This window comes from Wolbachia endosymbiont (group B) of Eupithecia inturbata (assembly GCF_964030915.1).
In the GTDB taxonomy this organism is placed as follows: Bacteria; Pseudomonadota; Alphaproteobacteria; order Rickettsiales; family Anaplasmataceae; genus Wolbachia.
Genome location: NZ_OZ034987.1, coordinates 1103263 through 1128837 on the forward strand (window position 1 = coordinate 1103263; position 25575 = coordinate 1128837).

Consider the following 25575-nt stretch of genomic DNA (forward strand, 5'->3'; position numbering starts at 1 on the left):
TAAATAATTTTCCGAGGTTACCCTATTTTCCTGGCTTTTTCACTGATTTCTAATCCGCAACTGGGGTTATAAGCTGGTACATTCTTCTCACCTTCGATTGATAACATAAACGGATCAGGGTTTTGGTCTTCTCTGCCGTGGTAAAAAGTATAATCTATTTCATCAAAACTAAGCGATTTTATATCCGCCCAGATTCTATTTAATTTTTCTACTTTCCCCTTGCAAATTGCAATTGCGAGTGTTGCATAGTAGTTATATGTAATATTTATACCTCTTCCTGTTTTATTTTGAGTGGTTATCGCCTCCTCTTTTATTGGCTGTGACCAAATAATGTTTCCAGCAATGCGAGCAGTGCCATAGATAATTGGAATTGCTTTGCCATAAGTTGAGGTTTGAACTTGCAGATTTTTCAGCCTCGCCCCATGCGTTATCTTTTGCTCGGCATCAAGACCAAATATTGCATTATCAAGCTGTGCACCAAGCAGAGCACCGAGTTCTGAGCCAGCAATCTGGCCAATTGGCCCAAAAATACTGCCCGCTTTACTTAAAATTGATGATAAAATTATTGTAGACATAATATTCTCCTTTTTAATAGATTGTTTTGAATTTTTGAAAGAAGATCCCAGACTGGGATAAAATTGGGACCTACTATATAGTAGTGTCATGCGACTGGTATCCAGGAAAAAAAGGATGTAATCCGAGTAGCCCTTTTCCTGTCATCCGAGTAGCTGACACTGGGATCCATTGTTCTTTATTTCTGAATTCCAGCGTCACGCGCTGGAATGACATTAAATGATTTTTCTTTGAATTTGAGTTATGCAAGCAAGCCCCTTTGTTGTCATGCAAGTAGCCCCTTCGATGTCACCCGAGTAGCCCTCTTCCTGTCATCCCAGTACTGGGATCCAGCCTTTCTTACCAACAAAAAACTTGGCATAACTTGCGTGCTCAAAAAATTCCTAGATTCCAGTACTGGAATGACACCCTTTTAGAAGTTCAATGACCCTTCTGGATAAAAACTATTGTCAAGCACTGGAATGACATGATTCGACTTGCATGGCGTCATCCCAGACTGTGTAGTAATTCTCTTTATTCCTCGATTTGCCACTTACTTCCTCGAGAAGATACATCACTCAATGAAGAGCTTACTGATGAACTTCTAGATAAGCTTCCAGATGATAGCCTTGTATCCTTGTTTTTAGTTTTTCCGTTACTATGTTTCTCATTCTTCTTATCTTCAATGTTATGTTCCTTCTTAAATCTTTCACATAAAGTGAAAATAGGAGTGCTTTTGCCTTTACTTTTCTCCTCTCGTATATACTTGGCTAAACCAATCAGATTTGCTGGTGAAAAACCATTAGTACTCTTTACAATAGTTTCAATATTTAGAGGGCTTAATTCTTTGAGATATTCTTTTAGTATTCCCCTACGTGTACTTTCTTTATCCAGCCCAGGAACCTCAATACACTCCAAACGACCACCCCTAGTAAACGCAGGATCTAAATGATCCTTATGATTAGTTGCAGCAATCACCGTTATATTTTTTGAGGATAAAAACTCTTTATCCAATTTAGTGAGTAAATAAGTTAAAGGCCCTGCATCCTCATTAACAGTTCGCTTTTTACCAACTCCGTCAATCTCATCTATAAAAATCATACAAGGACTGTTTGTCTCTGCTTTCTCAAAAACTTGATCTATATTCCTTTGACTAGACAAGCAAGACGCAGAAACAGACATAAACGCAAACAGAGATTTAGTTTGATTTGCAATTGCCTTACTAATACTAGTCTTACCAGTTCCTGGTGGACCGTACAAGAGATATCCTCCGCTTTTTGACTCACAAATTCCTCTCAACTTTTCTTTTATGTCATTTGGTAATATAATATCACTAAATGTTGTATTCCACCCTCTTTCTTCATCTTTTGCGTAAAATTCCATATTCAGCTTTGCTTCTACTTCATTTTTTGTTGCAGGACTATTAATTAACCTTGCAGAAAGATCACTAACCTCTTTTTTTAACCCATTCACTTCATCTTTCGTTACAAAATTCTCTGAAATTCTATGAACTTTTTCTTCTAGACCACTAAACCCGTATTTATTTTCTTTATCCTTTCCATCTTCTAATTCTTCTTTAATTGGAGTTAGCTTATTTTCTTCTTTCCTTAACCCTTTATTCGGCTCTTCGACTTCAGCTTTCGAGTTTTCTTGAGATTTTTTATTTTGTTTAATCATTTTATATGAAAACACAATTACTACTGCAGAAAGCGCAAATAAAATAAAAATAACAGGGGGAGCTATATTTAAAGCTGCAACTGAAGATAAAAATGCAACGTAAGGAGCTACAGCAAAAACTCCAGATGTAATTAATGTAAGGGAAGCAATAGCACCAGCTATAAAAAAAGTTATATTAGCTCTATTAGACATATTTTAGCTTATAAACAGTTAATTTATAAATAATACATTTAAAGAGTACAAGCTTTTCATAGTAAAGCAAGACTAACTTAAGGCATCCTTAATCAATCTATGATCGAGGTATTATGCAGTATTAAGATATAAGATGGTATGTTGTATTTTTAATTCAGTGTTCTTTTTCTATCATTCCAGGGTACTGGAATGATAGATGCTATGATAAGAAATTCAATAACTTAAAGTAGGTAATTAAAGCCTCTAATTAAGATCTAAATCTATAGTTATTATAAGCAACACTAAAGAAGTGCGGAAGTAAAAGTTTACGAAAGAGCATTATGTATACATATGCTTTGTAGATCTACACTTTGCCACCCTTCTGTTAAGCTTTGCCTCCCTTCCATTACGTTTTGTCGCTCTTTTATTTCTTTTATTTCGTTATCGAATTTTGACATTAGATATTTAGCATAACCAGATGTTAATGCTGTTGATGCAGATACAGCTATTGCTGCCGTAACAGATGTTAATGTAATTTCCATTGTCTCGGTTATAAAAAGCGTCGATGTTACAAAATTCCCTAACATGGCAACTAAGCCACCAACAACTACACTACCTTGAACTACTTTATTTTTTAAAAACCCTTTTATACTCTCTACCGTATCTTCTTGGTGATTTATAATGGCATAATACAAAGGAGTTTTCTGCAAACTATCTTTTTCATAAACATCTGCACCTCTGTCTAGTAGAGCATCTACTATCTCTAAATAGCCATTTTTAGCAGCATAATGCAAAGGAGTACTACCATTTCTATCTTTTACATGAACACTTGCGCCTTCAGCTAACAGAGCATCTACTATCTCTAAATAGCCATTTTTAGCAGCATAATGCAAAGGAGTACTACCACTTCTGTCTTTTACATTCACATCAGCACCTGTTTTTAGTAGAACATTTACTACATCTATGAATTTATATATAGTAGCATAATGCAAAGGAGTACTACCACTTCTGTCTTTTACATTAACATCAGCACCTGTTTTTAGTAGAGCATTTACTACACCTACACATCGACTATAAACGGCATGATGCAAAGCAGTCTCTCTATTTTCACCTTCTACATGAACATCCGCATGCCTATCTAATAAAACATTCACTAAATCCTTACAGCCAGCTGCTGCAGCTGCAATTAATAATGTAAATTCGGCATCAGGATCACTTTGGATGAATGTATGATTTATACTAAAATTTTTATTTTCCCACTCTTGATACGCTATTGTATCTTCCCTTCGCAATACCTCTTTTATTTTATTAATTACGTTATCTTTATTTACACTTGCATCTTTATCAATTGCACTTAATATCTTTTTCAGATTTTCAAAATCCATCTCTACCTCCTATAACTTTACGTTGCAGTTACTACACAATTACAAACAAAAGTAAACACATTTTTAGGAATTATTTAAAAAAAGAAACCATTGAAAAAGTCAGTGATTTGCAATAAATAACTGATCCATTTAATTGAAAGAAATATGTGATGTAACTATAGTCATTATAAACAACAATAGAAAAAACACGGAAGTAAAAAATTTATATTGATCTTATCATATTTATTATTAGCATAATTATAAACATGGGAAAGCAAATACAAGTCAACTTATCTAAAAAAAATAGTGAGAGGGTCTTATCTGGCGCAAAATGGATGGCCAACCTTAGTGAAAATTATTTTGCATCATTGAATAATAACAGCATTAAACCAGCCAGCTCTATAAGAAAACTAATAGAGGCTTTTTTACTTGTTCCAATTATTACATCCAGTGCTATTACACTAGCATGTACCTATTTTTTTCTGAATGCAGTGAGTATTCAAAAATATGATTGCAGCTTTGAATAAGGGAAAAATTATGGCGCCTATGATTTTTGAAGGCTATTGCGATACAGACGTTTTTAATAGCTAGTTCAAGCTTTTTGCTGGGTGATGTTGGATAATGCAACTTTTCATAGAAAATAAGTGACTTTGTTAAAAGTGTCGGTGCTGAAGTTATATATCTGCCTCCATATTCTCCTGATTTTAATCAAACCATTGGTTTGTTATAAAAAATTTAGCCAGAAAGAATATTCAGCTATTCGAACTATTAGAAAAAGAGCTATAATTATAGACTCCGTATACACTATAACTAGACTTTTTTTTAAGAGGAATGATACAGAAGTTAGTACTAAGACACTAAACAGTTTTCAAAAATGAAAATTATACCTTAAAGCTGATTTTCATACAGTTCTTGCAAGCGATAGCACTCTCACTTCTCTTGCACCAGAGTTTAAAATTTCCTGAGAGCAAGACCTTGCGGTTGCGCCAGTTGTTACTACATCATCAACCAATATCACGATTTTGTTTTTGATAATTTCGCTGTTACTTACTTTAAAAGTATTTTTCAAATTTTTTTCACGCTGTTTAAGTGAAAGACCAGCTTGAGGTTTGGTGTGACGAATACGTTTTATTGCAAATGGTGTATAAGATAAATTAGATAACTTACTTAATTCCTTCGCGAGCAATGCTGCTTGATTATATTTACGTTTAAATAAGCGTATTTTATGTAGCGGTATGGGAACTATGACCTCTGCATTTTGAAACATGTCTTTGTTAGCTTTGTACATCCACTTTGCATAGACTTTCACATAATTTAAATTATCAAAAAATTTAAAATTTATAATCATATTTTTGCTATGTTCATCATAAGCAAAAACTGATCTTAATACTTTAAATGGTGAAGGGTTACTGATGCATTTACCACATGTATCAATGTTATCTGGAATTACTACACCACAAACATTACAGTAATGCTTAGTTAAAAAATTGATTTTTTTATTGCATTCACTACATAAATCATAACTTTTATCAATTATACGTTCACAACTTACGCATACGTTTGGAAATATGAGATCTGTAGCTTTTTTTAATAAGAGAAGATTCATGAATTAAATATGTTAGGTATACCTTTTAAAATGCTCCTCATAACCTAATTATTAAGAAATAGTCGATACTTGATCCAATAAAGATGTTTTAAGATACTTGCCTGTAACGCTTTTTGGAGTCTGTGCAACTTTTTCTGGAGTTCCTACAGCAACCACTTCGCCACCTTTTACTCCACCCTCTGGACCAATATCTATTATGTAATCAGCAGTTTTTATAACATGTAAATTGTGCTCAATAACTATAACAGTATTTCCTAAATCAACTAGCCTATGGAGTATTTTCAGTAAATTATTTACATCTTCAAAATGTAACCCAGTTGTTGGCTCATCGAGAATATACAATGTTTTCCCGGTAAATCGCTTTGATAGTTCCTTAGACAGCTTTATTCGTTGTGCTTCACCCCCGGACAACGTTGTTGACGACTGTCCAAGCGTTATATAGCCAAGCCCTACTTCCTGTAAAGAAATCAACTTTTCCTTTATCATTGGAAGATTTTCAAAAAAGTCACATGCTTGATCTATTGTCATATCAAGCACATCAGAAATTGATTTTCCCTTGTAAGTAACTTCCAATGTTTCTCGGTTATACCTCTGTCCTCTACATTGCTCACATTTCACATAAACGTCCGGTAGGAAATGCATCTCGATCTTTAAATGCCCATCACCTTTACAAGCTTCACATCTTCCTCCCTTGGTATTAAATGAAAATCGGCCTATATTGTAACCTCGTGCCTTCGACTCTGGGAGACCTGCAAACCAATTTCTGATGTGAGTAAACATACCAACATATGTTGCTGGATTTGATGCTGGGGTCCTACCAATTGGCGATTGATCAACTTCTATAATTTTATCTATATACTCAAGGCCTTCTATTTTGTCGCATTGACCATGCCTTGCAGATGAATGATTTATCTTGTGTGCTGAATATTTATATAATGTTTCTATCACTAAACTTGATTTCCCTCCTCCTGATATTCCAGTAACACAAATAAAATTCCCTATAGGAAATTCAACATTTATATTTTTTAAGTTGTTCTCACAAGCATTAACTACCTTTATGAACTGAGTTGTTTGCTTTCTTCTTTTTGAAATTGAAATTTCCTTCTTTCCACTTAAATACTGTCCTGTTATGCTTTCTGAATTTTTTTGTACCTGATCTGGTGTTCCTTCTGCAACGATTTTTCCTCCATTCACGCCAGCTCCAGGACCAATATCAATCACATAATCAGCAGCCATTATTGTGTCTTCATCATGTTCAACAACAATCACAGTATTACCCATGTCTCTCAGATTTTTAAGTGTGGTAATTAATCGATCATTATCACATTGATGAAGGCCAATTGAGGGCTCATCAAGCACGTATAGCACTCCTGTTAAACCAGAGCCAATTTGCGAAGCAAGCCTGATCCTCTGGCTTTCACCACCAGAGAGAGTGCTAGATTCACGGTCAAGTGTAAGGTAATTTAGCCCTACATTCTTTAAAAATGTCAGCCTTTTGATTATTTCGTTTAATATTTTATTTGAAATTTGCCTTTGTTGTTCTGTAAGTTTGTCTGATAAATTTCCAAACCACTTAAGGGATTCATCGATGCTGAGCCTTGATATTTCACCTATATGTTTTTCGTCAATTTTCACTGTAAGTGCTTCTTTTCTCAATCTATAGCCAGCACATTCTTTGCAGTCAGTAACAGAACAATACCTATCAATAAGTGATGCATCGTAATCCATCTGGCGTTCTAGGATACTGACCAAACCTTGAAATTTCATTTCTCTAGAGCCAAAAAGTATTAAATCCTTCACTTTTTGGTCTATATTCTTCCACGGAACATCAAGGCTAAATTTGCAATTTTCAGCCAGTGATAGAATTGCATTTTTTAGCAATCCATAGTTTGTATGCACTTGACGGAACATTGATCCAATTGGCTTTAAAGCACCTTCAGATATCGAGAGCGTTTCGTCTGGCACTATTAGCTTTGCATCAACACTTAGTTTTTTACCGAGCCCACTGCATGAACTGCATGCACCGTAGGGGCTGTTAAAAGAAAACAATCTTGGCTCTATTTCTTCAAGAGTAAAGCCAGACTCAGGACATGCAAAATTCTCTGAGAAAGTTAAAGTTTGACCATTTTTATACTCGGAATTGTGGTTATCAGGTAAGTTCACTATTTCTGCATACATTAAGCCATGGCCCAGCCTCAATGCTGATTCTATACTGCCTGGTAGTCGATTTCCTATATCATCTGACATGGAGATTCTATCTGCAATAACAAAAATATCATGTTTCTTGTTTTTGTCGAGTTTAGGCAAGTCATCTATATTGTATGTTTCACCATCTATTTTTAGTCTCACGTAACCCTGCTTTTTAATTTCCAATATCTCTTTGAAGTGCTCTCCTTTTCTGCCACGCACAATAGGAGCAAGTATATATATTTTAGTTTCTAAAGGTAATGCTATAATAGTATCTACAATTTGAGATACAGCCTGTTTCGTTATTGGCAACCCAGTTACAGGCGAATAAGGTATTCCCACTCGTGCATATATCAAACGTACATAATCGTAAATTTCAGTAACGGTTCCAACAGTTGATCTTGGATTTTTTGAGATCGACTTTTGATTAATTGATATTGCAGGAGAGAGGCCTGTGATTGACTCAACATCTGGTTTATCTTGAATATTAAGAAATTGACGTGCATAAGCCGATAGACTTTCGACGTATCGGCGTTGGCCTTCTGCATAAATCGTATCGAATGCAAGGCTAGACTTACCAGAACCACTTAGTCCAGTTATAACAACTAACTTATTTTTTGGTATATTGACATTAATACCCTGCAAATTATGCTCTCTTGCACCTTTAACTCTGATCATACTTCATGTACCTTTGACCATTACAGCCTCAAAATACATAAACTCACAACAACTTGCTACTAATTTTTTTAACTGTTATGGAAAACGAAGTAGCATAACTAGTGCAAAACATTTTGCCACACAACTATATGAACATCTGTTTTCGCCAAGTTAGTTCGTACAACAAATGGTGTCATAAAAGTATGTTTTCTACAATCTCATCAAAAACATGCTTACCAATTTTTGGAAACAGGAAATTTTATTTTATATAAAATATAGAATTTTGATAAATTTAACTTTTTTGTGAGATTATGCAGTGATAAAAATAAATTGAGAGGGAAAGGTTATGGCAATAGAGAAGGAGAAGTTTTTTGAAATAATAAATGAGGTAAGTGAAAGTAGCGATTTGGATGAAGATAATTTACTTGAAAAAATAAAGAATGAGTTAAAAGGAAAAGATGCAGGAGAGTACAACAAGTTTAGTAAAAATTTTAGTAAAGAACATCAATTTAGTATAAAATTTTCAGAAGAAGCTGCAGAAGATTGGACGTTGTTACATCTTGCTGCAGCATGCAACAATCTTTTGATAGCGGAATTTCTAATGAATGACCTTACCCAGAAAAAGTAGACAGAAAGTTAAGACGTTTTTGAAGTAAAATAAAACGTTTTTTCAAAGAGGTGTGGTATGACAAAAAGAAAAGAATATACAGCAGAATTCAAAATTGAAGCTATAAGACTAGTAAAAGAAACAGGTCAATCATCAGCAAAAATAGCAAGAGATTTGGGTATTAGCGGTGATTCATTAAGCAGATGGGTAAAAACATACAATGATAGAATGTCTGGAGTAGATGCGTTTCCAGGAAAAGGGAAAGTAGCTCATTGTGACAAAGAAAAGTTTGATTTAAAGAAAGAGCTGGCAAGAGTAACGAGGGAAAGAGACATTTTAAAAAAAGCCCTGGGATATTTTGCAAACCAAAAAGAGTAAAATATTCTTTTATAAAAGAACATGAAAACTGCTATAAAATACGGGAATTATGCAGATTTTTGAACGTATCTGCTTGTGGTTATTATAAATGGATTACTAAGGAAAAAAACAACAAAAAATCAATAAGAGAAGAGCTCATACAAGATATTCAGAAGGTATATCGAGCATCACAATGCAGATACGGAGCTCCTAAAATTCACGCTGAATTAAAGGCTTTAGGTAAAAATTATAACATCAAAACAGTGCAAAATGTTATGCAGAAAAATGGCATTCAAGCTAAGCTTAGACGAAAGTTTAAAAGTAAAAAACCACAAATAGACAATAGAGTTATAACTCCTAACATATTAAATCAGAATTTCATCGCTGATCAACCTAACAAGATATGGGTAACTGATATTACGTACATAAAAACTAATGAAGGATGGTTATATTTGGCAGCAATAATAGATTTATATTCACGCATGGTGATTGGCTGGTCAATGAGTAATGCAGTAAATAGGCAATTAGTTATAGATGCGTTATTCATGGCTATTGGTAGGCGCAAATCTGCTAAAAATCTACTATTTCATAGCGATCAAGGATCGCAATACACCTCTAAAAATTATCAATTTTTACTAAGTACAAAAAATATTACTTCTAGTATGAGTCACAAAGGTTGTTGTTATGATAATGCTGTTTCAGAGAGCTTTTTTAGTTCACTTAAGAGAGAGTTACTCATTGATACTTCACAACACTCTGCACAACAAGCTAAAACCGCAATATTTGAATATATAGAAATTTTTTATAATAAACAGCGTAGACATTCTACTATTAACTATTGCATTCCTGAGCTTTTTGATTCATCATTCTCATAGCAAAAACGTCTTAACTTTCTGTCTACTTTTTCTGGGTAAGGTCAGAAGTAAGTATTCAATGCTCAAAGCAACATGATGCTTGTAAAACTTAACTTGTGAGCTTCCTGGTAATTTTGATATAGTTATTTCAGTTGAAATCTACAGGTTTACAAATGGCAATCTTAAGTGTAAGAGAAGCTTTATGCACAGCGATCAGAGAAGAAATGCAAAATGACCCTGATATATTTATCATGGGTGAAGAAGTTGCAGAGTATGATGGTGCTTATAAAGTAACGAAAGGATTACTGAAAGAGTTTGGAGAAAATAGGGTAGTTGATACACCCATTACTGAACATGGATTTGCTGGTCTTGCTGTTGGAGCAGCATTTGCTGGACTTAGGCCAATAGTGGAGTTTATGACTTTTAATTTTTCTATGCAGGCTATCGACCAAATCGTAAATTCCGCAGCAAAAACAAATTATATGTCGGGTGGACAACTTGGATGCCCTATAGTATTTCGTGGACCAAATGGAGCTGCAGCAAGAGTTGCTGCACAACATTCTCAGTGCTTTGCATCTTGGTATTCGCATGTTCCAGGGTTGAAAGTAATAGCACCTTACTTTGCCTCCGATTGCAGAGGTCTGCTTAAAGCTGCAATTCGTGACCCTAATCCGGTAATATTTCTAGAAAACGAGATCGCTTATGGACATGAGCATGAAGTTCCTGACTCTGAGCTATCAAATAAAGATTATCTACTTGAGATAGGCAAAGCTGCTGTTATACGGGAAGGAAAGGATGTAACTATCACTGCTTTTTCATTGAAACTAATGGATGCGTTAAATGCAGCAGATTTACTCTCTAGTGAAGGAATAGAAGCTGAAGTTATCGACCTCAGAACCTTAAGACCACTTGACACTGAAACAGTTATTAACTCTATTAAGAAGACCAATAGATTAGTAAGCATAGAAGAGGGTTGGCCATTTGCAGGAATAGGAGCAGAACTCTCAGCCATGGTTATGGAACAAGGATTTGACTACCTTGACGCTCCGGTTGTACGGGTAACCGGCAAGGATGTCCCCTTACCTTATGCTGCAAACCTAGAAAAGAAAGCATTACCACAAGTGGAAGATATAGTTGAAGCTGTGCACCAAGTCTGCTTTAGAAAGAAATAGTCCTATTGACTCTTTTTTTTATCTCCCGTTCCACATTCTTCCATAAAAGAGGCATTTGTAGAGTTTATACCACCCATTACTTTTATGACAATAGTTTTAGCACCAAAAAACACAGCGCAAAATACACCGAGGGCGAAAAGAGCAGGCCACGGCATTCTACCAAATATTGCAAGTAAAGCTGCTCCTATTATCACTACGGTCATAAGCGGTCCACCTATTCCCCAAACGTAGCCAATAATATTACATATTACTTGAGCAGTTGTATCGTCATTAGAGTTAGCAGCACTTCCAACATGAGAAAAAGAAATAAATAATACTATAAGTAGAATACAAAAAACCTTTCTAATTGTAGGGTTCATCCCTATACCTTAAGTTTAAATATTATAATTATATCTAAAATAGTATAATTTTCAGTAAAACTAGCATTGTGATTTATACAATATTGCATAGCAAATGATGTCTATTGGTTATCAATCACTGTCAATTACTTGAGAGCTTATTTCGACTTTCGAAAAAGAGCAATAACACCCATGAGTAAAATTTCACATTACCACTTTTATGTGTTATGATAAGCTTAAATTTATAAAGAAAATAAAATTGAAAGAATTGAGAGAGAACCGGATAGCAAGAACGAGAAAGTTTTTATCTTCACTGTTTTTTTTGCTACTAATTGCGCTATCAATACGTAGTTTTTTATTTGAGCCATTTCATATTCCTTCTGGTTCAATGAAAAGCACTCTACTTGAGGGAGATTATATTTTTACTAGTAAATATTCATATGGTTATAGTAAACACTCTTTTCCATTTTCTCCAAACATCTTTAGCGGTAGAATCTTTTATACCCCTCCGGAGCGTGGTGATATAATAGTTTTCAAGCCTACAAGAAATGACAGCATTAGATTTGTTAAGCGGGTAATAGGAATACCGGGCGATAAAGTGCAAATGATAGAGGGGGAGTTATATTTAAATGATCAGAAAGTAAAGCGAAGACAAATTGAAAATTTTTTTGATTATGAGTCAAAGCGTAATATAGCAAGATACATCGAAACACTCCCGAGCGGCAAGGAGCATGAAATTCTAATAGATAATCTTTCTAATAAGTTATCATACAATACTCCAGTTTATTATGTGCCTGATGATCAATTTTTTGTTATGGGAGACAATAGAAATAATTCTTTTGATAGCAGGTTTTCTGAAATTGGGTTAATACCAACTGAAAATATAGTTGGACGCGTAAGCATGGTTGGTTTATCGTTTAAATTAGGCAAAGTTGATTGGTTGCCGTTTGATTTTAGGTTACCTATTGCTCTGAGATTTGACAGGGTACTTCACAAAGTTGTATGAACTCTATCTGTCTGCTGATTCGCATAATTCTAAAGCAGAGTTTTCTAACTCAGAGATAGCATTATTAATGTTGTCTAAGTCATTTTCCTGTAAAGCGTCTTTTGCGTTCTGTAGTAAAATTTTTAACTTTTGCTCAGTGGAAACATTTTCAACTAGATGTATGAGCTTGTTACCGTTAATTTTAGCCTCTGCAAGGGAACGAGCCTTCATGTCTTCATCAAAGTTACTTACTGACTGATTGACCATATCTTGAATATCTTCTTCACTTAAGCCAGAGCTTGAATTTATTTCAACTGTCTGTTCGACTCCAGTAGTTTTTTCTCTTGCAGTGACAGTCAATATTCCATCAATGCTAACTGTAAATCCTATTTCAACTTTTGCAGAACCTGCAGGCAATTGTGGTATACCTTTGAGTTCAAATCGTGCTAGAGATTTATTATCTTTTATCATTTCACGTTCTCCTTGACAAACGTGAATTTTCATTGCTGTTTGCCCGTTAGGGTAAGTTGTAAACTCTTTTATTTCTGAAACTGGTAGTGGTGTATTTCTTGGTATAATTTTTTCAACTATTCCCCCCATAGTTTCTATGCCAAGTGATAAAGGCAGCACATCAAGGAGAATATTCCTATCTTTTGAGTTTGAAGTTAAATAATGAGCCTGCAAAGCTGCCCCATTGGCAACTGCTTTGTCCGGATCCACATCATTCAGCACTTTATTGCCAAAGAGTTTGATTAGTGAATTTTGCACTAATGGCACTCTAGTTGCGCCACCAACTAAAATTACCCCTTTTATATCATCGATTTTAAGATCTATGTTGCTTATAGTACGAGTAACTATATTTATAGTCTTATTAACCAAAGGACTGATTGCTTGCTCGAATTCTTCTTTGGTAATTTTGCACTTAAATAATTCACCATTGATGCTGAATTCAAAAGTGCCAGAGGTATCTTCACTTAGGTACTCTTTTATAGCACGTATATTGCAGATACCAGTTTTAGTGTATGAATGTTGTAATTTGTAGGTAGTTGTATCAGATGGTGTCATTCCAGTGCTTGACACTGGAATCCAGTTCTTATTATATAACTTTCTGGTGTGTTCACTTGCAATCAAACTTTCTGGATCCCAGTGTCGGAGCACTGGGATGACACTAGAGCATTTTTTATTTAAACCTACCTGTTCTCTATACTTTTTAAGCACGATTAAACTAAGTAGATGATCAAAATCATCACCACCAAGTTTAGTATCACCACCAACTGCAAGAACTTGAAACACTCCTTGATGTAATTTTAATATTGAAATGTCAAATGTTCCACCACCGAGGTCATAAACTGCATATATGCCACTGTTATTGTTCTTTCCAATGGAGTAAGAAAGTGCTGCAGCGGTTGGTTCATTAATGAGGCGAAGAACATCTATGCCAGCTAATTTTGCTGCATATTTGGTTGCGTTACGTGCTGAATCATCAAAATAAGCTGGTACAGTAATCACTGCTTTGTTAACTTTCATCCCTGTGAATTTTTTTACCCTCTTGCATAGAGTTTTGAGTATCTCAGCAGAGATCTCAATAGGAGTGAGATACTTTTCTTCTGAGCATTTTACCCTAATAACTTTTTCACTTTCGTTATCTATTTCACAATTGATACCTTCTTTATGCAAGTCTTTAACACTTTTACCCATTAAGCGTTTTATAGAGCAGATAGCGTTTTCGCCAACATCGTAGCCTACTTTTAGTACATCCTTTTCATATGAAATGACAGAAGGTAATAGTTCACGACCTTGCTCATCTTTAAATATTTCTACATTGCCAGCTTTATTTACCATGGCAATTAAAGAGTTAGTAGTTCCAAGATCTATACCAAAAACTACCTCATTTGAACTTGGTTCAGAAATTTGAACTGGCCGCATTTTCCTTTATCTCCTCAAATGACTTATATAAATATCTCAATCTAAAAACTTGCGTAGCAGCTTCATCAAAATTTTTTGTAGCAAAAGCATTAATTAGGTTTTTAGTACAATCTTTTACCTTTTCATCAATCATCCTACTTGCAAATTGTAAATCATCGCAGTCTAGAAAGTATTCTCTTATTTCCATTGATTCATTTAATATTTCAGGATCAAGATGCTCTTTTTTGCTTTGTACGTCAAAAAGATCCAACAAATGTTCGGCACGCTTTAGCGGTGACTTCAGTACCTGATAAGCTTTGTTGATATTTTCCATATTTTTGGACTCTCTTTCATTTATATCAGTTTTGCTTAGCTCAATATATTTTTTCTCCAGCTCATCAAAGCTGATGTTAAAAGCCGGTTCAATTCCAAATAATGTGAAATGGTTGCTAGACATGAAAACTCTCTCCACAACCACATTTTCCTTTCTCATTAGGATTTTTGAAAATAAAACCTGATGAGAATTTTTCCTCTACATAATCCATTTCAGAGCCAAGGATAAACATGATAGATTTTGGATCGATCAGCACCTTGACTTTTTGATCATCACTGCAGCTTTCTTCAATTACCGACTCCAAAGGACGAACATCATATGCATATTCAATATCATATTTTAAACCAGAGCATCCTTTTTGCTTAATTAGAACTCTTATTCCTATTGCTTCTTCAAGGTTAGCATGCTTCTTTTTGTCCAATAAAAACCTTACCCTCTCTACTGCATTTGCAGTTAGAGTGATAGGTTTTTTAACAGAATTTACTCCTTGAAATTCACTCATATTCCTCAATGTTTTTGTTTATTTTGATAATCATGAATAGCAGCTTTTATAGCATCCTCAGCAAGTACTGAACAGTGTATCTTTACTGGCGGCAAAGACAATTCTTCCACTATTTGAGTATTCTTTATCTTTGTTACATTCTCAATAGTTTTTCCTTTGATCATTTCTGTAAGCAAAGAACTTGAAGCTATAGCAGAACCACAACCAAAAGTTTTAAATTTTGCGTCTTCAATAACACCTTTATCGTTGACCTTTATTTGCAGTTTCATTACATCTCCGCATGATGGTGCACCAACTAAACCAGTACCAACATTTGGATCATTTTTATCCAGAGAACCAACATTCCTTGGATTTTCGTAATGATCTAAAATTTTCTCATTATAACTCATAGATTACCCGTAAACCATTACTTACATTATAACATATTTAGGTTAAAAACTAAAGTAAAATACACTAGCAAGCGGTACATTTTACTCACAAAATATATAGGTTACGAGTGTATTTACTTTACAAATACATATAGTGCATGTCATTCTTTATATGGTAATTTTAGAAGGAGTATTTCTTGAGTTTATTCAGTAATCTTTATCAAGGACTATTAAAAACCTCCTCCCGTTTTAGTGATGGAGTAAAAAATATTTTTTCTGGCAAAAAAAAATTAGATCAGTCGCTTTTAGATGATCTGGAAGAGCTGCTGATTAGCATGGATATAGGTCATAAAACTTCTAGATTGCTTATTGATAAGCTCGCAAGTATCAAATTTGAATCAGAAGTTGAACATAACATTATCACACAGCAGTTAATGAGCGAAATAGAAACAATATTAAACCCTGTTGTGCAGCCGCTCATTTTGAATAAAAAACCACACATAATAATGGTATGCGGAGTGAATGGTAATGGAAAAACTACAACTATAGGTAAACTTGCCCATAAATATAAGGAAAAAGGAAAATCCGTTATGCTTGTTGCGTGCGACACATTCAGAGCTGCTGCGAGTGAGCAATTAAATATTTGGGCAGAACGTTCTGATTGCTCTATTGTTACTGGAGAGCACGGTAGCGATTCTGCAAGTGTGGCATATAGAGCTGTAAATCAAGCGATAAAAGATAGCGTTGATGTTGTTTTGATTGATACAGCAGGAAGGCTACAAAACAATGTAAATCTCATGCAAGAGCTGTCAAAAATACATAGAACGATAAAGAAATTGGATGATACTGCTCCTCATGATGTTATTTTAGTTCTTGATGCAACTAATGGCCAAAATGCTTATAGCCAATTAGAGGCCTTTAGTAAAATGGTTGGTGTTACCGGGTTAATTGTAACAAAGCTAGATGGTACTGCCAAAGGTGGAGTAGTGATTGGGCTTGCAGAAGCTTATAAGGTGAAATTACACGCTATAGGAATTGGTGAAAGTATAGAAGACCTGAGGGAATTTACTGGCAAAGAGTTTGCTGAAGCGCTGTTTAAATGTGATTGAAGATCTCTTTAATTTTCTCATATGACCAAGCTTAATTATCATGAGAAGCCGTTTTTAGATGGTATCATTCCAGTACTTCCTATTTGAGTAGCCTTTTCTTGTCATCCCAGTCTGGGATCCAGATTGCAAGTGGGTTGGGTGAGCCGTTAACGTATAAAAATTACTTCCGCATATTTTCAATCTCATTATAATTACAAATAGAGATATTTTAAGAGCTCAAAATCTATCTTTAGTCTGCAGACTTTTTAATCAAACTTATTAAAGAATGTATTCTTCAGTGTATATCTGTCGTATGTGCACTGCATTTTTTTCTAACTCTTTTTTACACAGGAGGATTTTATGTCCAGAATTCCAGATACTTGACCTTTACTTTAGCTAAAAACCAACTGGTACCTATGGTTTTAGAAAGTGTAGGAAATAGAAACGTTTCTGTTTTTTGAGTAATTAAAAACCACTTCAGCTTGTCACTCATGCCTAAAAAGTTATTATATTAATGTAATATTGATACTTGTATACCAACATAAATATATTTTAAAAATTTAAGGAGTATATTATGACAATGTCTACCACAAATTAGTGAGAAATTAGCAGCTAGAGCAAAAAGTCTCTTTGATGAGAGCGAAAAATTATTGCTTATAGCAGAGGAAATATATAATCAAGATCCAATGAATTTTTAATTACAGTAAAAACAGTAAAAAAAGAAGCCAGTGTCACCTACTCAGATGACATTATGGAAGCTGGGATAACATCCTTCCCACAAGCAAAATGTTCATGCAGATAATATTTAACTGTGATTGAAGATCTCTTTTAACTCTTTTATATGACCAAGCTTAATTATCTCAATATCATGAGAAGAATAATTGCCATTTTTAGGCATAATCGCTTTTTTAAATCCTAATTTTTGTGCTTCCCTTAGCCTGAGATCAGCATGCGAAACATTCCTAATTTCTCCTGAAAGTGCAACTTCACCGCAGATTATTGAAGAAGTTGGTAGCGGTAAATTTACTAAACTTGAAATAAGGGAAGCAGCAACAGCAAGATCAGCTGATGGTTCCTGTATTTTGAGTCCTCCTGCAATGTTTAGGTATACTTCTTTATCATGCAAAAACATTTTACAACGAGCACTTAGAACCGCGATTATCATAGCTAATCTATTAATATCCCAACCAACTACTGCTCTTCTTGGAGTTGCCATATTAGTCCTTGCTATTAATGCTTGCACTTCCATTAAGATTGGTCTTGAGCCTTCAACTCCTGCAAATACGGCGCTGCCAACTACTTCTCTATCATGTACGGTCAAGAATAATGATGATGGATTATCAACAGGCATGAGTCCTGCTTTAGACATCTCAAAAACACCAATTTCATTTGCAGGGCCAAATCTATTTTTAATAGTACGTAAAATGCGATATTGATTACTATTTTCACCCTCAAAATATAGTACTGTATCTACCATATGCTCCAGGGTTTTAGGTCCCGCTATTTGTCCATCTTTCGTTATATGGCCAACTATTAAGAGAGAAACACCATATTGCTTTGCAAGAACAGTCAATTCATGAGCGCAGGTACGGACTTGAGTTACAGTTCCTGGTGCTGATGTGACTTTGCTATCATACATAGTTTGTATAGAATCAATTATCAAGAACTTAATACTTTTATTTTTCCTTATTGTTGCTACTACATCAGTTAAAGATACTGTAGATAAAAGCTTAATTTTAGGTTCATTTATCTTAAGACGCTTTGCTCTGAGGCTCACTTGCTCTAAAGATTCCTCGCCAGATACATAAAGACATTCAAAAGAGGAAAGTTGTACAACATTAGCTGCAATCCTAAGCAAAAGAGTAGATTTTCCAATTCCAGGTTCACCACCAATTAAAATGCTAGCACCTTGAACGATACCTCCACCAAAAACTCTATCTAACTCTTCTATTCCTGTTAAAAAACGATCGGGGGTAATAATTTCACTATCTGATAACGCTTTTATTGAAATTGGTGCAGATGTACTTCTCGTTTCTGTTTTTAGTACTATTTCTTCGACAACCGTATCCCAACTGTCACATGCAATACACCTTCCTACCCACCTTCCAGTGCTATGACCGCAGAATTGACATACGTATGCAGTTTTCATAAAAGCCAAAATTATAATTGTAATAAAAATTAGCTAAATAAGTGAAATAAATTTAAATAGAGAAAATTACCAATCACACTTTTTATCTTGTGGTTTTATTTGCAATATTGCTACTAAGCTGACTAATAAGCAAAAAATTACATAAAGCCCAGCAGCAAAGTCTATTTTAGGAAACATTATAGTAAACCAAGTGCATATCATAGGAGTAAATCCTCCATGCAAGGCAAAAGAGATGTTGCGTGATAAGCTAACACCACTAAATCTAACATTAGTAGGAAAAAGTTCAGCAGTAACTATCCCTATAGGATTAATACCCCTCTCGATTATAGAAAGAGCCATAACACTCAACATGATTATAAGATAGCTTTTATAGTAATATGCAATAGACAACATAGGACAACATAATACCATTGTTATCACTATAAATAAGATTGCAGTGCGTTCTCTTCCTGTTTTATCAGCTAAAATTCCAAGCACTATTGAAGATATCGGCATTAATATGCTGGTTATAATGAGTACAACTTCGTTGACATACGTTGTTACATAAGTTTCAACAGACACTATTTCTTTTGCAATTGTTCTAAGAAATATGGTAAATCCAACAGCAACATTAACAGGTACAGATATTAAAATGGCAAGTATCAGGGCTCTTTTATAGCGTTTTGTAAGCTCTATTATTGGTAAATTAGGTAAATTTCTTTGTTCTCGATTTTTTTCATACGCTGGAGTTTCTCCTAGTGTATATATACTATATGCGCTTATTAATCCTAAAATGGCTGAAAAAATAAACGGCAGCCTCCAACCCCAAGCGTTAAAATCAGTGGTTTTTTTACAAATGATCACTGCAACCACAGAGAGCAATATGCCAATGGAGCGACCAAAACTTATTATTCCAAAAAACATTCCTAGTTTTTTCTTATTAGGTAAATGCTCTATGAGATAAACAGAGCTACCTCCTTGCTCAGCGCCAAGTGCAACCCCTTGTATCAGATGGATTGTAAGAAGCAACATAGTAGAGGTTATTCCTATTTTACTATAACTTGGAATAAACGCAACGAGACTAGAAGGAATCGATATTAGCAAGATAGCAATCGTTAACGCCATTCTCCTTCCATACCTATCACCAATGTGACCAAATACAGATGCACCAAGTGGTCTTACCATTGCACCCATTCCTGCAATTCCAAACAATTGCAATATGCTGTAGTAGATATCTTTTGCATAACAAAATTCTCTACTAATTATATTAACCAGATCAATAAAGAGCATATGGTCATACCATATTGCGATTCTACAGAGTATTGTTGCAATCAATACTCTTGTTTGTTGATTGTACACTTAGTTTAATTTGTAAATGTCTACTTATTTTTATTTTGGCTGCTTTTTAGAACTTTGCAACCCAAGCGTATGGCTTATATGTAAATATTATTAAAATTGGAACTTGCATAACCAGCCAGTCTGGGATCAAATAAAAAAATCTGGTCATCCGCTGGAATGACATGGTGGAATGTGTCATTCCAGTACTCCTTTTCTTGTCATCCCAGTGCTCCGACACTGGGATGACACCTCTCTTAAATTACTTTAGCTACAAATATCAAGAAATTTACCAAGTAGAAAAAAGACAAAAGAACCCCCCTATTAGCTAGCTCTAATCCTGAAAATTGGCCTGTCTTAAACAGCCCGTTTCAGCTTATATGGTTAAAAAACTGGAAGTTTTGTAAAGAAATAAGATGCACATAGTGCAAAAAATTAAAAATAAGACGACAACTGCGTTATGCTTTTGTCGTTTAATCTCCACAGACGAAGATAAATAGTATAGCGTTATCCTTATGGTAAGGGAGTTGGGAAAATTTGTAAAGTAGGCTCTTTCATTAGGTTTTTTGCTAACATTAAAACAATTCACTTAAAAAACTGAGAAGACCATTAAAATATTTTTTTACTTTTTATTCTATATATTTCAACATATTACCTTTAAGTACTAATAATTATGGCATTATTGATAGTTGAGTCGCCGGCAAAGGCAAAGACGATAGGTAAATATTTGAGTAAAGAATTTAAAGTGGCTGCATCCTTTGGCCACGTCAGAGATCTGCCAGCGAAGAATGGTTCTGTTGATCCTGATAATGACTTTGCCATGAAGTATGAGATTATTGAAAAAGCAGAAAAGTATGTAAAAGAGTTAGTCAAGGAAGCTAGTAAAACATCAGATATATACCTTGCAACAGATCCAGACAGAGAAGGGGAAGCAATAGCTTGGAATGTGATAGAGGCACTAAAGGAAAGAAAAGCAATCAATGATGAAAGCAACATTCATAGAGTAGTCTTTAACGAAATAACAAAAAGAGCAGTGCAAGAAGCTATAAAAAATCCACGTGAAATTAATATGGACTTAGTGCGTGCACAGCAAGCACGCAGAGCTTTGGATTATCTAGTTGGATTTAGCTTGTCACCGCTGCTGTGGACAAAATTGTCGGGAAGCAAATCTGCAGGGCGAGTGCAGTCTGTTGCATTAAAGCTTATATGCGAACGAGAGGATGAAATCAGTAAGTTTATAACACAGGAGTATTGGAGCATAAAGGCAGAAATGCAAAATAGCAAAGATGAGGCTTTTTTTGCTATGCTAAGCCACTATGACAATAAAAAGCTAGAAAAATTTGATATTAAGAATGAAGAAGAGGCAAAGAACTTAGTCAGGGAAATCGAGTCAAGGCAGTATGCTGTAAGCACAGTAGAACGCAAGCAAGTTAAGAGAAACCCGCTTCCTCCATTTATCACCTCAAGTCTTCAGCAAGATGCAGTGAATAAACTGTATTTTAATGTGAAAAATGTTATGCGAGTAGCGCAAAATTTATATGAAGGTATCAATATTGGTGGTGAAGCCGTAGGGTTGATAACTTACATGCGTACAGATGGGTTTCATATTGCAGATGAGGCTATAAACTCAATCAGGGGATCAATTAAGTCATTATATGGTGATAAATATTTACCGCATTCTCCTCGTAAATATGTAAAAAAGGTCAAAAATGCTCAAGAAGCACATGAAGCAATCCGGCCAACTGATATTAATAGAACACCGGGTAGTATTAAGGATTACTTAACGCCAGAGCAATTTAAATTGTACGATTTAATCTGGAAAAGAACCATTGCAAGTCAAATGGAATCGGCGATTCTTGATCAAGTGGTAGTTGAAATTAGTTCTATTGACCAGAAAGTGATTCTGCGAGCAAGTGGATCAAGTATATTCTTTGATGGTTTTTATAAAGTCTATCAAGATAACATAGAAGCCGAAAATGAAGGCCTGCTACCTGCCATGAAGGAAGAGGAAGCGTGCAAGTTGATTTCTGTTGATCCGAAACAGCATTTTACTCAACCGCCACCTCGTTATAGTGAAGCGAGTATAGTAAAAAAAATGGAAGAAGTCGGTATAGGTCGCCCATCAACTTATGCAACAATTATTTCGGTATTACAAGATCGTGAATATGTTTCATTGGATAACAAAAGATTTATTCCAAGCAGCCGCGGTAAGATCGTGACTATATTTTTGGAAACTTTTTTTCAGCGTTGTGTAGAGTATGACTTTACAGCACAAATGGAAGAAAGGCTTGATTCAATCTCAAATGGACATGCAGATTGGAAAAAAGAACTAGGCTATTTTTGGGTGCCATTTTTTAATCATGTAAATTCTGTTAAGCAAATGACACATGATGAGATTTTTAGTGGTATTCATGATTTGGTAGTCAATTGGTTTTGCTCAGAGGAAGGAAAGGAAGAAATAGGTAAAAAATGTCCTAATTGCTCTGGTGGTATATTGAAATTAAATTTTGGAAAAGCCGGTGTGTTTCTTGGATGTTCTAACTATCCTGCATGCAATCATACAAAAGAAATTACGGGCAGTAATGACAATTCAGAATATCCAAAAAGTTTGGGTATAGATGATGTGACAGGCCAAGAGATAATGATCAAAAAAGGTCCTTTTGGACTTTATCTGGAGTTTAATAGTGAGTCAGAAAAGAAAAAAAAGATTTCTGTACCAAAAGATATAAATGTTAATGATATTGATCTAAATACCGCCACTCGATTACTTTCCCTGCCGAAAATAATCGGAGAACACCCAGAAACTGGAAAGGAAGTAAAAATAGGTCTTGGACGATTTGGGTACTATATTCTCTATGATGGTCGATACTTTTCTCTTAAAAAAAGCTCTAAGGAGGTATTAGACACACAATTAAACGAAGCTATACAAATTATTGAGAGCAGCCCACGCAAAGAGCTAAAATCTCTTGGTTTTAATGAAAAGGGAAAAGAAGTTTTTATCTGCAACGGTAGGTACGGATTCTATATAAAATGCGGTAAAACAAACGTTGCTTTGGGCAAGAATGCAGATATTGAAAGTATAGATCTGAAGAAGGCTTTAGAGTTAATTAAGAATAAAAAGTAGACTTCTTGCATAACCATTCTTTATATGTTCTTTATTGTTGTTCCAGCGCTACACGCTGGAACTGAGAAAAAAAGAGCCTGAATTACAAGAAAGAAAATATTCAGATAACGAGAAAGTTGTCATCTGGTTAGCAGCTACAGTCGTGTGACGCAGACGTGCTAACAGGAAAATAGTCTCTATCAGAGTTAAGCTTGGGAATGTTCAAAAAAGTGTGTCAAAGCGAATTTTTAGTTCAACTCAATTTTTAACCTATCAGGAAAAAAGATATCAAGTTGAGATATAGTTAGAGCCCAATTAGGCAAAGCCATAGCCCATTTTTGCTCTATCTTTTTTATAGCACAATATACCAATTTGTACAAGGCATTTGTACTGGTAAATGAACCTTTGGTTTTAGTAAATTTTCTGATTTGTCTGTGCAACCCCTCAATTGGATTGGTGGTATAAATTAGCCTTCTAACAGGGCCAGAATACTTAAAATAACTAGACAAATTTTCCCAATTGTTTTGCCACGATTTTATGACTAAAGGATATTTTTCACCCCATTTTTCCTCCAGTTCAAGTAAATAATTTTCGGCGATTTCTCTACTTGTAGCACGGTATATTTTTTTCAAATCATTCATAAAAACTTTTATATCTTTGCTGGATACGTATTTTAGTGAATTTCTTATTTGGTGCACAATGCATAACTGTACCTCAGCATTGGGAAATACGCTATTTATAGCTGTAGGGAAGCTTTTCAGACCGTCAACACAAGCTATCAAAATGTCTTCTACTCCTCTCTCTTTTAAGTCATTTAATACGCCTAGCCAGAAGTTAGCTCCCTCACTTTCTGCTAAGTAAAAACCCAGTACTTCTTTTCTGCCATTTTGGTCTATTCCTAATATATTGTACATGCATTTACTTATGCAATGTCCATTCTCTTTGACCTTAAAAAACATCCCATCCATAAATACTATCGGGTATACTGATTGTAGGGGACGACTCCTCCATTCATTGATTATAGGCAGTAATTTATCTGTAATTCCAGATATCTCTGCTGCAGATATTTTATGGTCATAGATTTCTTCCACATAGGATGCTATATCCCTGTATCCCACACCGCTTGCAAACATGTTCAAGACCTTTGTTTCAAGTTCTGGATGTAAGCTTGTTTGCCTTTTTTTCACTATCTGTGGTTCGAAACTTCCCTCTCTATCTCTTGGTGTCAATAGTTCAAATACTCGTCTTCAAAGTTTTGCCATTCTTTCCGTTTCTTCGATTCTTTTCTTCTCTTTCATTGGATAAATGATGCTCTATTTCACCTTCTAGACTTGCTTCCAGCAGCCTTTTTACAAATGGTGTTAATGCTCCATCTCTCCCCATCAATGGTTTACCTTCCCTTATTGATGACAGTATATTTGCTTCCAGCTCTTTGTAATCTACCAGGCCAGTCGTTCCATTTTCTATTTTGTAACTCATATATCAAACCTCTATTTTTTGTTTCTATTTTATTTTTATTTCTCGGTTTGACACACTTTTTTGAACATTCCCAAATCTTCGTCATGCTGTCGATTCTTCTTTCTTATGACCTTTTTGGACTATTATGGGAAGGGCTATAGTACTCCCAACCAGAACTTCACTTTCAGCCAAATAAAAACCCAAAACTTCTTTTCTGCCATTTTGCTAATATGTTATACATACATTTGCTTACACAATGCCCGTCCTCCTTGACCTTAAAAAACCATGAACACTATTGGATATACAGATTGCAGCGGACGACTGCGCCATTCGTTGATTACCGGTAACAATTTGTCAGTAATACTTGATATCTCTGCTGCAGATATTTTATATTTCTTCTACATGCGATGCTATATCCCATGCCACTGGCATATGTACTTAAAACCTTTGCTTCAAGTTCGGTTGTTTGCCTTTTTCTGACTACTTGTGGCTCGAAACTTCCTTCTCTATCTCTTGGTGTCAATAGTTCAAATACTTGTCCGTAAAGTCTTTGAATTTCTTCGGTTGTTTTCTTCGCTTTCAGCCGACAAATGGTTTTCTATCTCGCCTTCCCTCTAGCAGTTTTTTTATAAATGGTGTTAATGCTCCATCTCTTCCTGTCAATGGTCTTCCTTCTCGTATAGATGATAAGATATTTGTTTCTAATTCTTTATAGTCTACCAAACCGGTAGTTGTGTTTGCTTGACTCATTGTCAAACCTCCATTTTTTTATCAATTTATTACTTTACTTCTCGGTTTGACACAGTTTATTTAACACTCCCAAGCTT

The 25575-nt window shown here is 34.9% G+C and carries 18 protein-coding genes and 4 pseudogenes; 8 read left to right on the top strand and 14 right to left on the bottom strand.

Annotated elements, in window-relative coordinates; all coding sequences use genetic code 11:
• Positions 1-17: 17 nt before the first annotated feature.
• From ACQH21_RS05275 to ACQH21_RS05285, 3 genes are all read right to left on the bottom strand, one after another.
• A complete protein-coding gene (locus tag ACQH21_RS05275) occupies positions 18-575 on the bottom strand; it encodes a hypothetical protein (protein WP_425384026.1) in 558 nt (185 codons plus the stop codon).
• Positions 576-1086: 511 nt separating this feature from the next.
• Positions 1087-2421 carry an AAA family ATPase gene (locus ACQH21_RS05280; protein WP_425384027.1) on the bottom strand — a complete coding sequence of 445 codons (1335 nt, stop codon included), beginning with the start codon at positions 2419-2421 and terminating at the stop codon, positions 1087-1089.
• A gap of 305 nt (positions 2422-2726) precedes the next feature.
• A complete protein-coding gene (locus ACQH21_RS05285) occupies positions 2727-3785 on the bottom strand; it encodes an ankyrin repeat domain-containing protein (protein ID WP_425384028.1) in 1059 nt (352 codons plus the stop codon).
• A gap of 245 nt (positions 3786-4030) precedes the next feature.
• Here ACQH21_RS05285 and ACQH21_RS05290 point away from each other — a divergent pair, with 245 nt between their 5' ends.
• Together ACQH21_RS05290 and ACQH21_RS05295 are read left to right on the top strand one after the other, a co-directional pair.
• Positions 4031-4291 carry a hypothetical protein gene (locus tag ACQH21_RS05290; RefSeq protein WP_264375494.1) on the top strand — a complete coding sequence of 87 codons (261 nt, stop codon included), beginning with the start codon at positions 4031-4033 and terminating at the stop codon, positions 4289-4291.
• Positions 4269-4550 (top strand): annotated as a pseudogene (locus tag ACQH21_RS05295) (transposase); the annotation flags it as partial. The gene ACQH21_RS05290 and the pseudogene ACQH21_RS05295, both read left to right, overlap by 23 nt.
• A 115-nt stretch (positions 4551-4665) precedes the next feature.
• On the opposite strand, the gene ACQH21_RS05300 reads toward ACQH21_RS05295, so the two are convergent.
• Both ACQH21_RS05300 and uvrA read right to left on the bottom strand, forming a co-directional pair.
• Positions 4666-5370, bottom strand: coding sequence for a ComF family protein (locus ACQH21_RS05300; RefSeq protein ID WP_010405036.1), 705 nt, complete (start codon positions 5368-5370; stop codon positions 4666-4668).
• A 51-nt stretch (positions 5371-5421) separates the two neighbouring features.
• Positions 5422-8235, bottom strand: a complete 2814-nt coding sequence (gene uvrA / locus ACQH21_RS05305; RefSeq protein WP_425384029.1) for an excinuclease ABC subunit UvrA — start codon at positions 8233-8235, stop codon at positions 5422-5424.
• 325 nt (positions 8236-8560) lie between these two features.
• On the opposite strand from uvrA, the gene ACQH21_RS05310 reads away from it, so the two are divergent.
• From ACQH21_RS05310 to ACQH21_RS05320, 3 genes and pseudogenes are all read left to right on the top strand, one after another.
• Complete coding sequence (locus ACQH21_RS05310) at positions 8561-8842, top strand: hypothetical protein (RefSeq protein ID WP_425384030.1); 282 nt, start codon at positions 8561-8563, stop codon at positions 8840-8842.
• Between the two features lie 57 nt (positions 8843-8899).
• Positions 8900-10053 (top strand): annotated as a pseudogene (locus tag ACQH21_RS05315) (IS3 family transposase).
• 152 nt (positions 10054-10205) lie between these two features.
• Entirely contained in the window at positions 10206-11204 is a 999-nt protein-coding gene (locus ACQH21_RS05320) for a pyruvate dehydrogenase complex E1 component subunit beta (protein WP_264375491.1), read from the top strand.
• 2 nt (positions 11205-11206) lie between these two features.
• Here ACQH21_RS05320 and ACQH21_RS05325 read toward each other — a convergent pair whose 3' ends face one another.
• Positions 11207-11563: a TrbC/VirB2 family protein gene (locus ACQH21_RS05325; protein WP_007302624.1), complete on the bottom strand. Its 357-nt coding sequence runs from the start codon at positions 11561-11563 to the stop codon at positions 11207-11209.
• Positions 11564-11762: 199 nt separating this feature from the next.
• Here ACQH21_RS05325 and lepB point away from each other — a divergent pair, with 199 nt between their 5' ends.
• Entirely contained in the window at positions 11763-12548 is a 786-nt protein-coding gene (gene lepB / locus ACQH21_RS05330; RefSeq protein WP_007302623.1) for a signal peptidase I, read from the top strand.
• Between the two features lie 3 nt (positions 12549-12551).
• Here the strand turns inward: lepB and ACQH21_RS05335 are convergent, their stop codons facing one another.
• From ACQH21_RS05335 to iscU, 4 genes are read right to left on the bottom strand one after another with little or no spacing between them, the layout of a single operon-like run.
• Entirely contained in the window at positions 12552-14453 is a 1902-nt protein-coding gene (locus ACQH21_RS05335) for an Hsp70 family protein (protein ID WP_425384031.1), read from the bottom strand.
• On the bottom strand, positions 14431-14889 hold the full coding sequence (locus ACQH21_RS05340) for an iron-sulfur cluster co-chaperone HscB C-terminal domain-containing protein (RefSeq protein WP_006012616.1): 459 nt from the start codon (positions 14887-14889) through the stop codon (positions 14431-14433). Before ACQH21_RS05340 ends, ACQH21_RS05335 begins: the two co-directional genes overlap by 23 nt.
• Positions 14882-15268, bottom strand: coding sequence for a HesB/IscA family protein (locus tag ACQH21_RS05345; RefSeq protein WP_006012614.1), 387 nt, complete (start codon positions 15266-15268; stop codon positions 14882-14884). The genes ACQH21_RS05340 and ACQH21_RS05345 overlap by 8 nt, the downstream gene beginning before the upstream one ends.
• A 5-nt stretch (positions 15269-15273) precedes the next feature.
• A complete protein-coding gene (gene iscU / locus ACQH21_RS05350; protein ID WP_007302620.1) occupies positions 15274-15657 on the bottom strand; it encodes a Fe-S cluster assembly scaffold IscU in 384 nt (127 codons plus the stop codon).
• 176 nt (positions 15658-15833) lie between these two features.
• Here iscU and ftsY point away from each other — a divergent pair, with 176 nt between their 5' ends.
• The gene (gene ftsY, locus ACQH21_RS05355) at positions 15834-16745 is read left to right on the top strand and encodes a signal recognition particle-docking protein FtsY (RefSeq protein WP_425384032.1); all 912 of its coding nucleotides are present in this window, start codon (positions 15834-15836) and stop codon (positions 16743-16745) included.
• 784 nt (positions 16746-17529) lie between these two features.
• Here the strand turns inward: ftsY and radA are convergent.
• Together radA and ACQH21_RS05365 are read right to left on the bottom strand one after the other, a co-directional pair.
• Positions 17530-18873 carry a DNA repair protein RadA gene (radA, locus tag ACQH21_RS05360; protein WP_052264751.1) on the bottom strand — a complete coding sequence of 448 codons (1344 nt, stop codon included), beginning with the start codon at positions 18871-18873 and terminating at the stop codon, positions 17530-17532.
• Between the two features lie 66 nt (positions 18874-18939).
• Positions 18940-20211, bottom strand: a complete 1272-nt coding sequence (locus ACQH21_RS05365; protein ID WP_264377961.1) for an MFS transporter — start codon at positions 20209-20211, stop codon at positions 18940-18942.
• 649 nt (positions 20212-20860) lie between these two features.
• On the opposite strand from ACQH21_RS05365, the gene topA reads away from it, so the two are divergent.
• Complete coding sequence (gene topA / locus ACQH21_RS05370) at positions 20861-23311, top strand: type I DNA topoisomerase (protein ID WP_425384033.1); 2451 nt, start codon at positions 20861-20863, stop codon at positions 23309-23311.
• Between the two features lie 227 nt (positions 23312-23538).
• Here topA and ACQH21_RS05375 read toward each other — a convergent pair.
• Positions 23539-24769 (bottom strand): annotated as a pseudogene (locus ACQH21_RS05375) (IS256 family transposase).
• 156 nt (positions 24770-24925) lie between these two features.
• Positions 24926-25498, bottom strand: a pseudogene (locus ACQH21_RS05380) (transposase); the annotation flags it as partial.
• Positions 25499-25575: the final 77 nt, after the last annotated feature.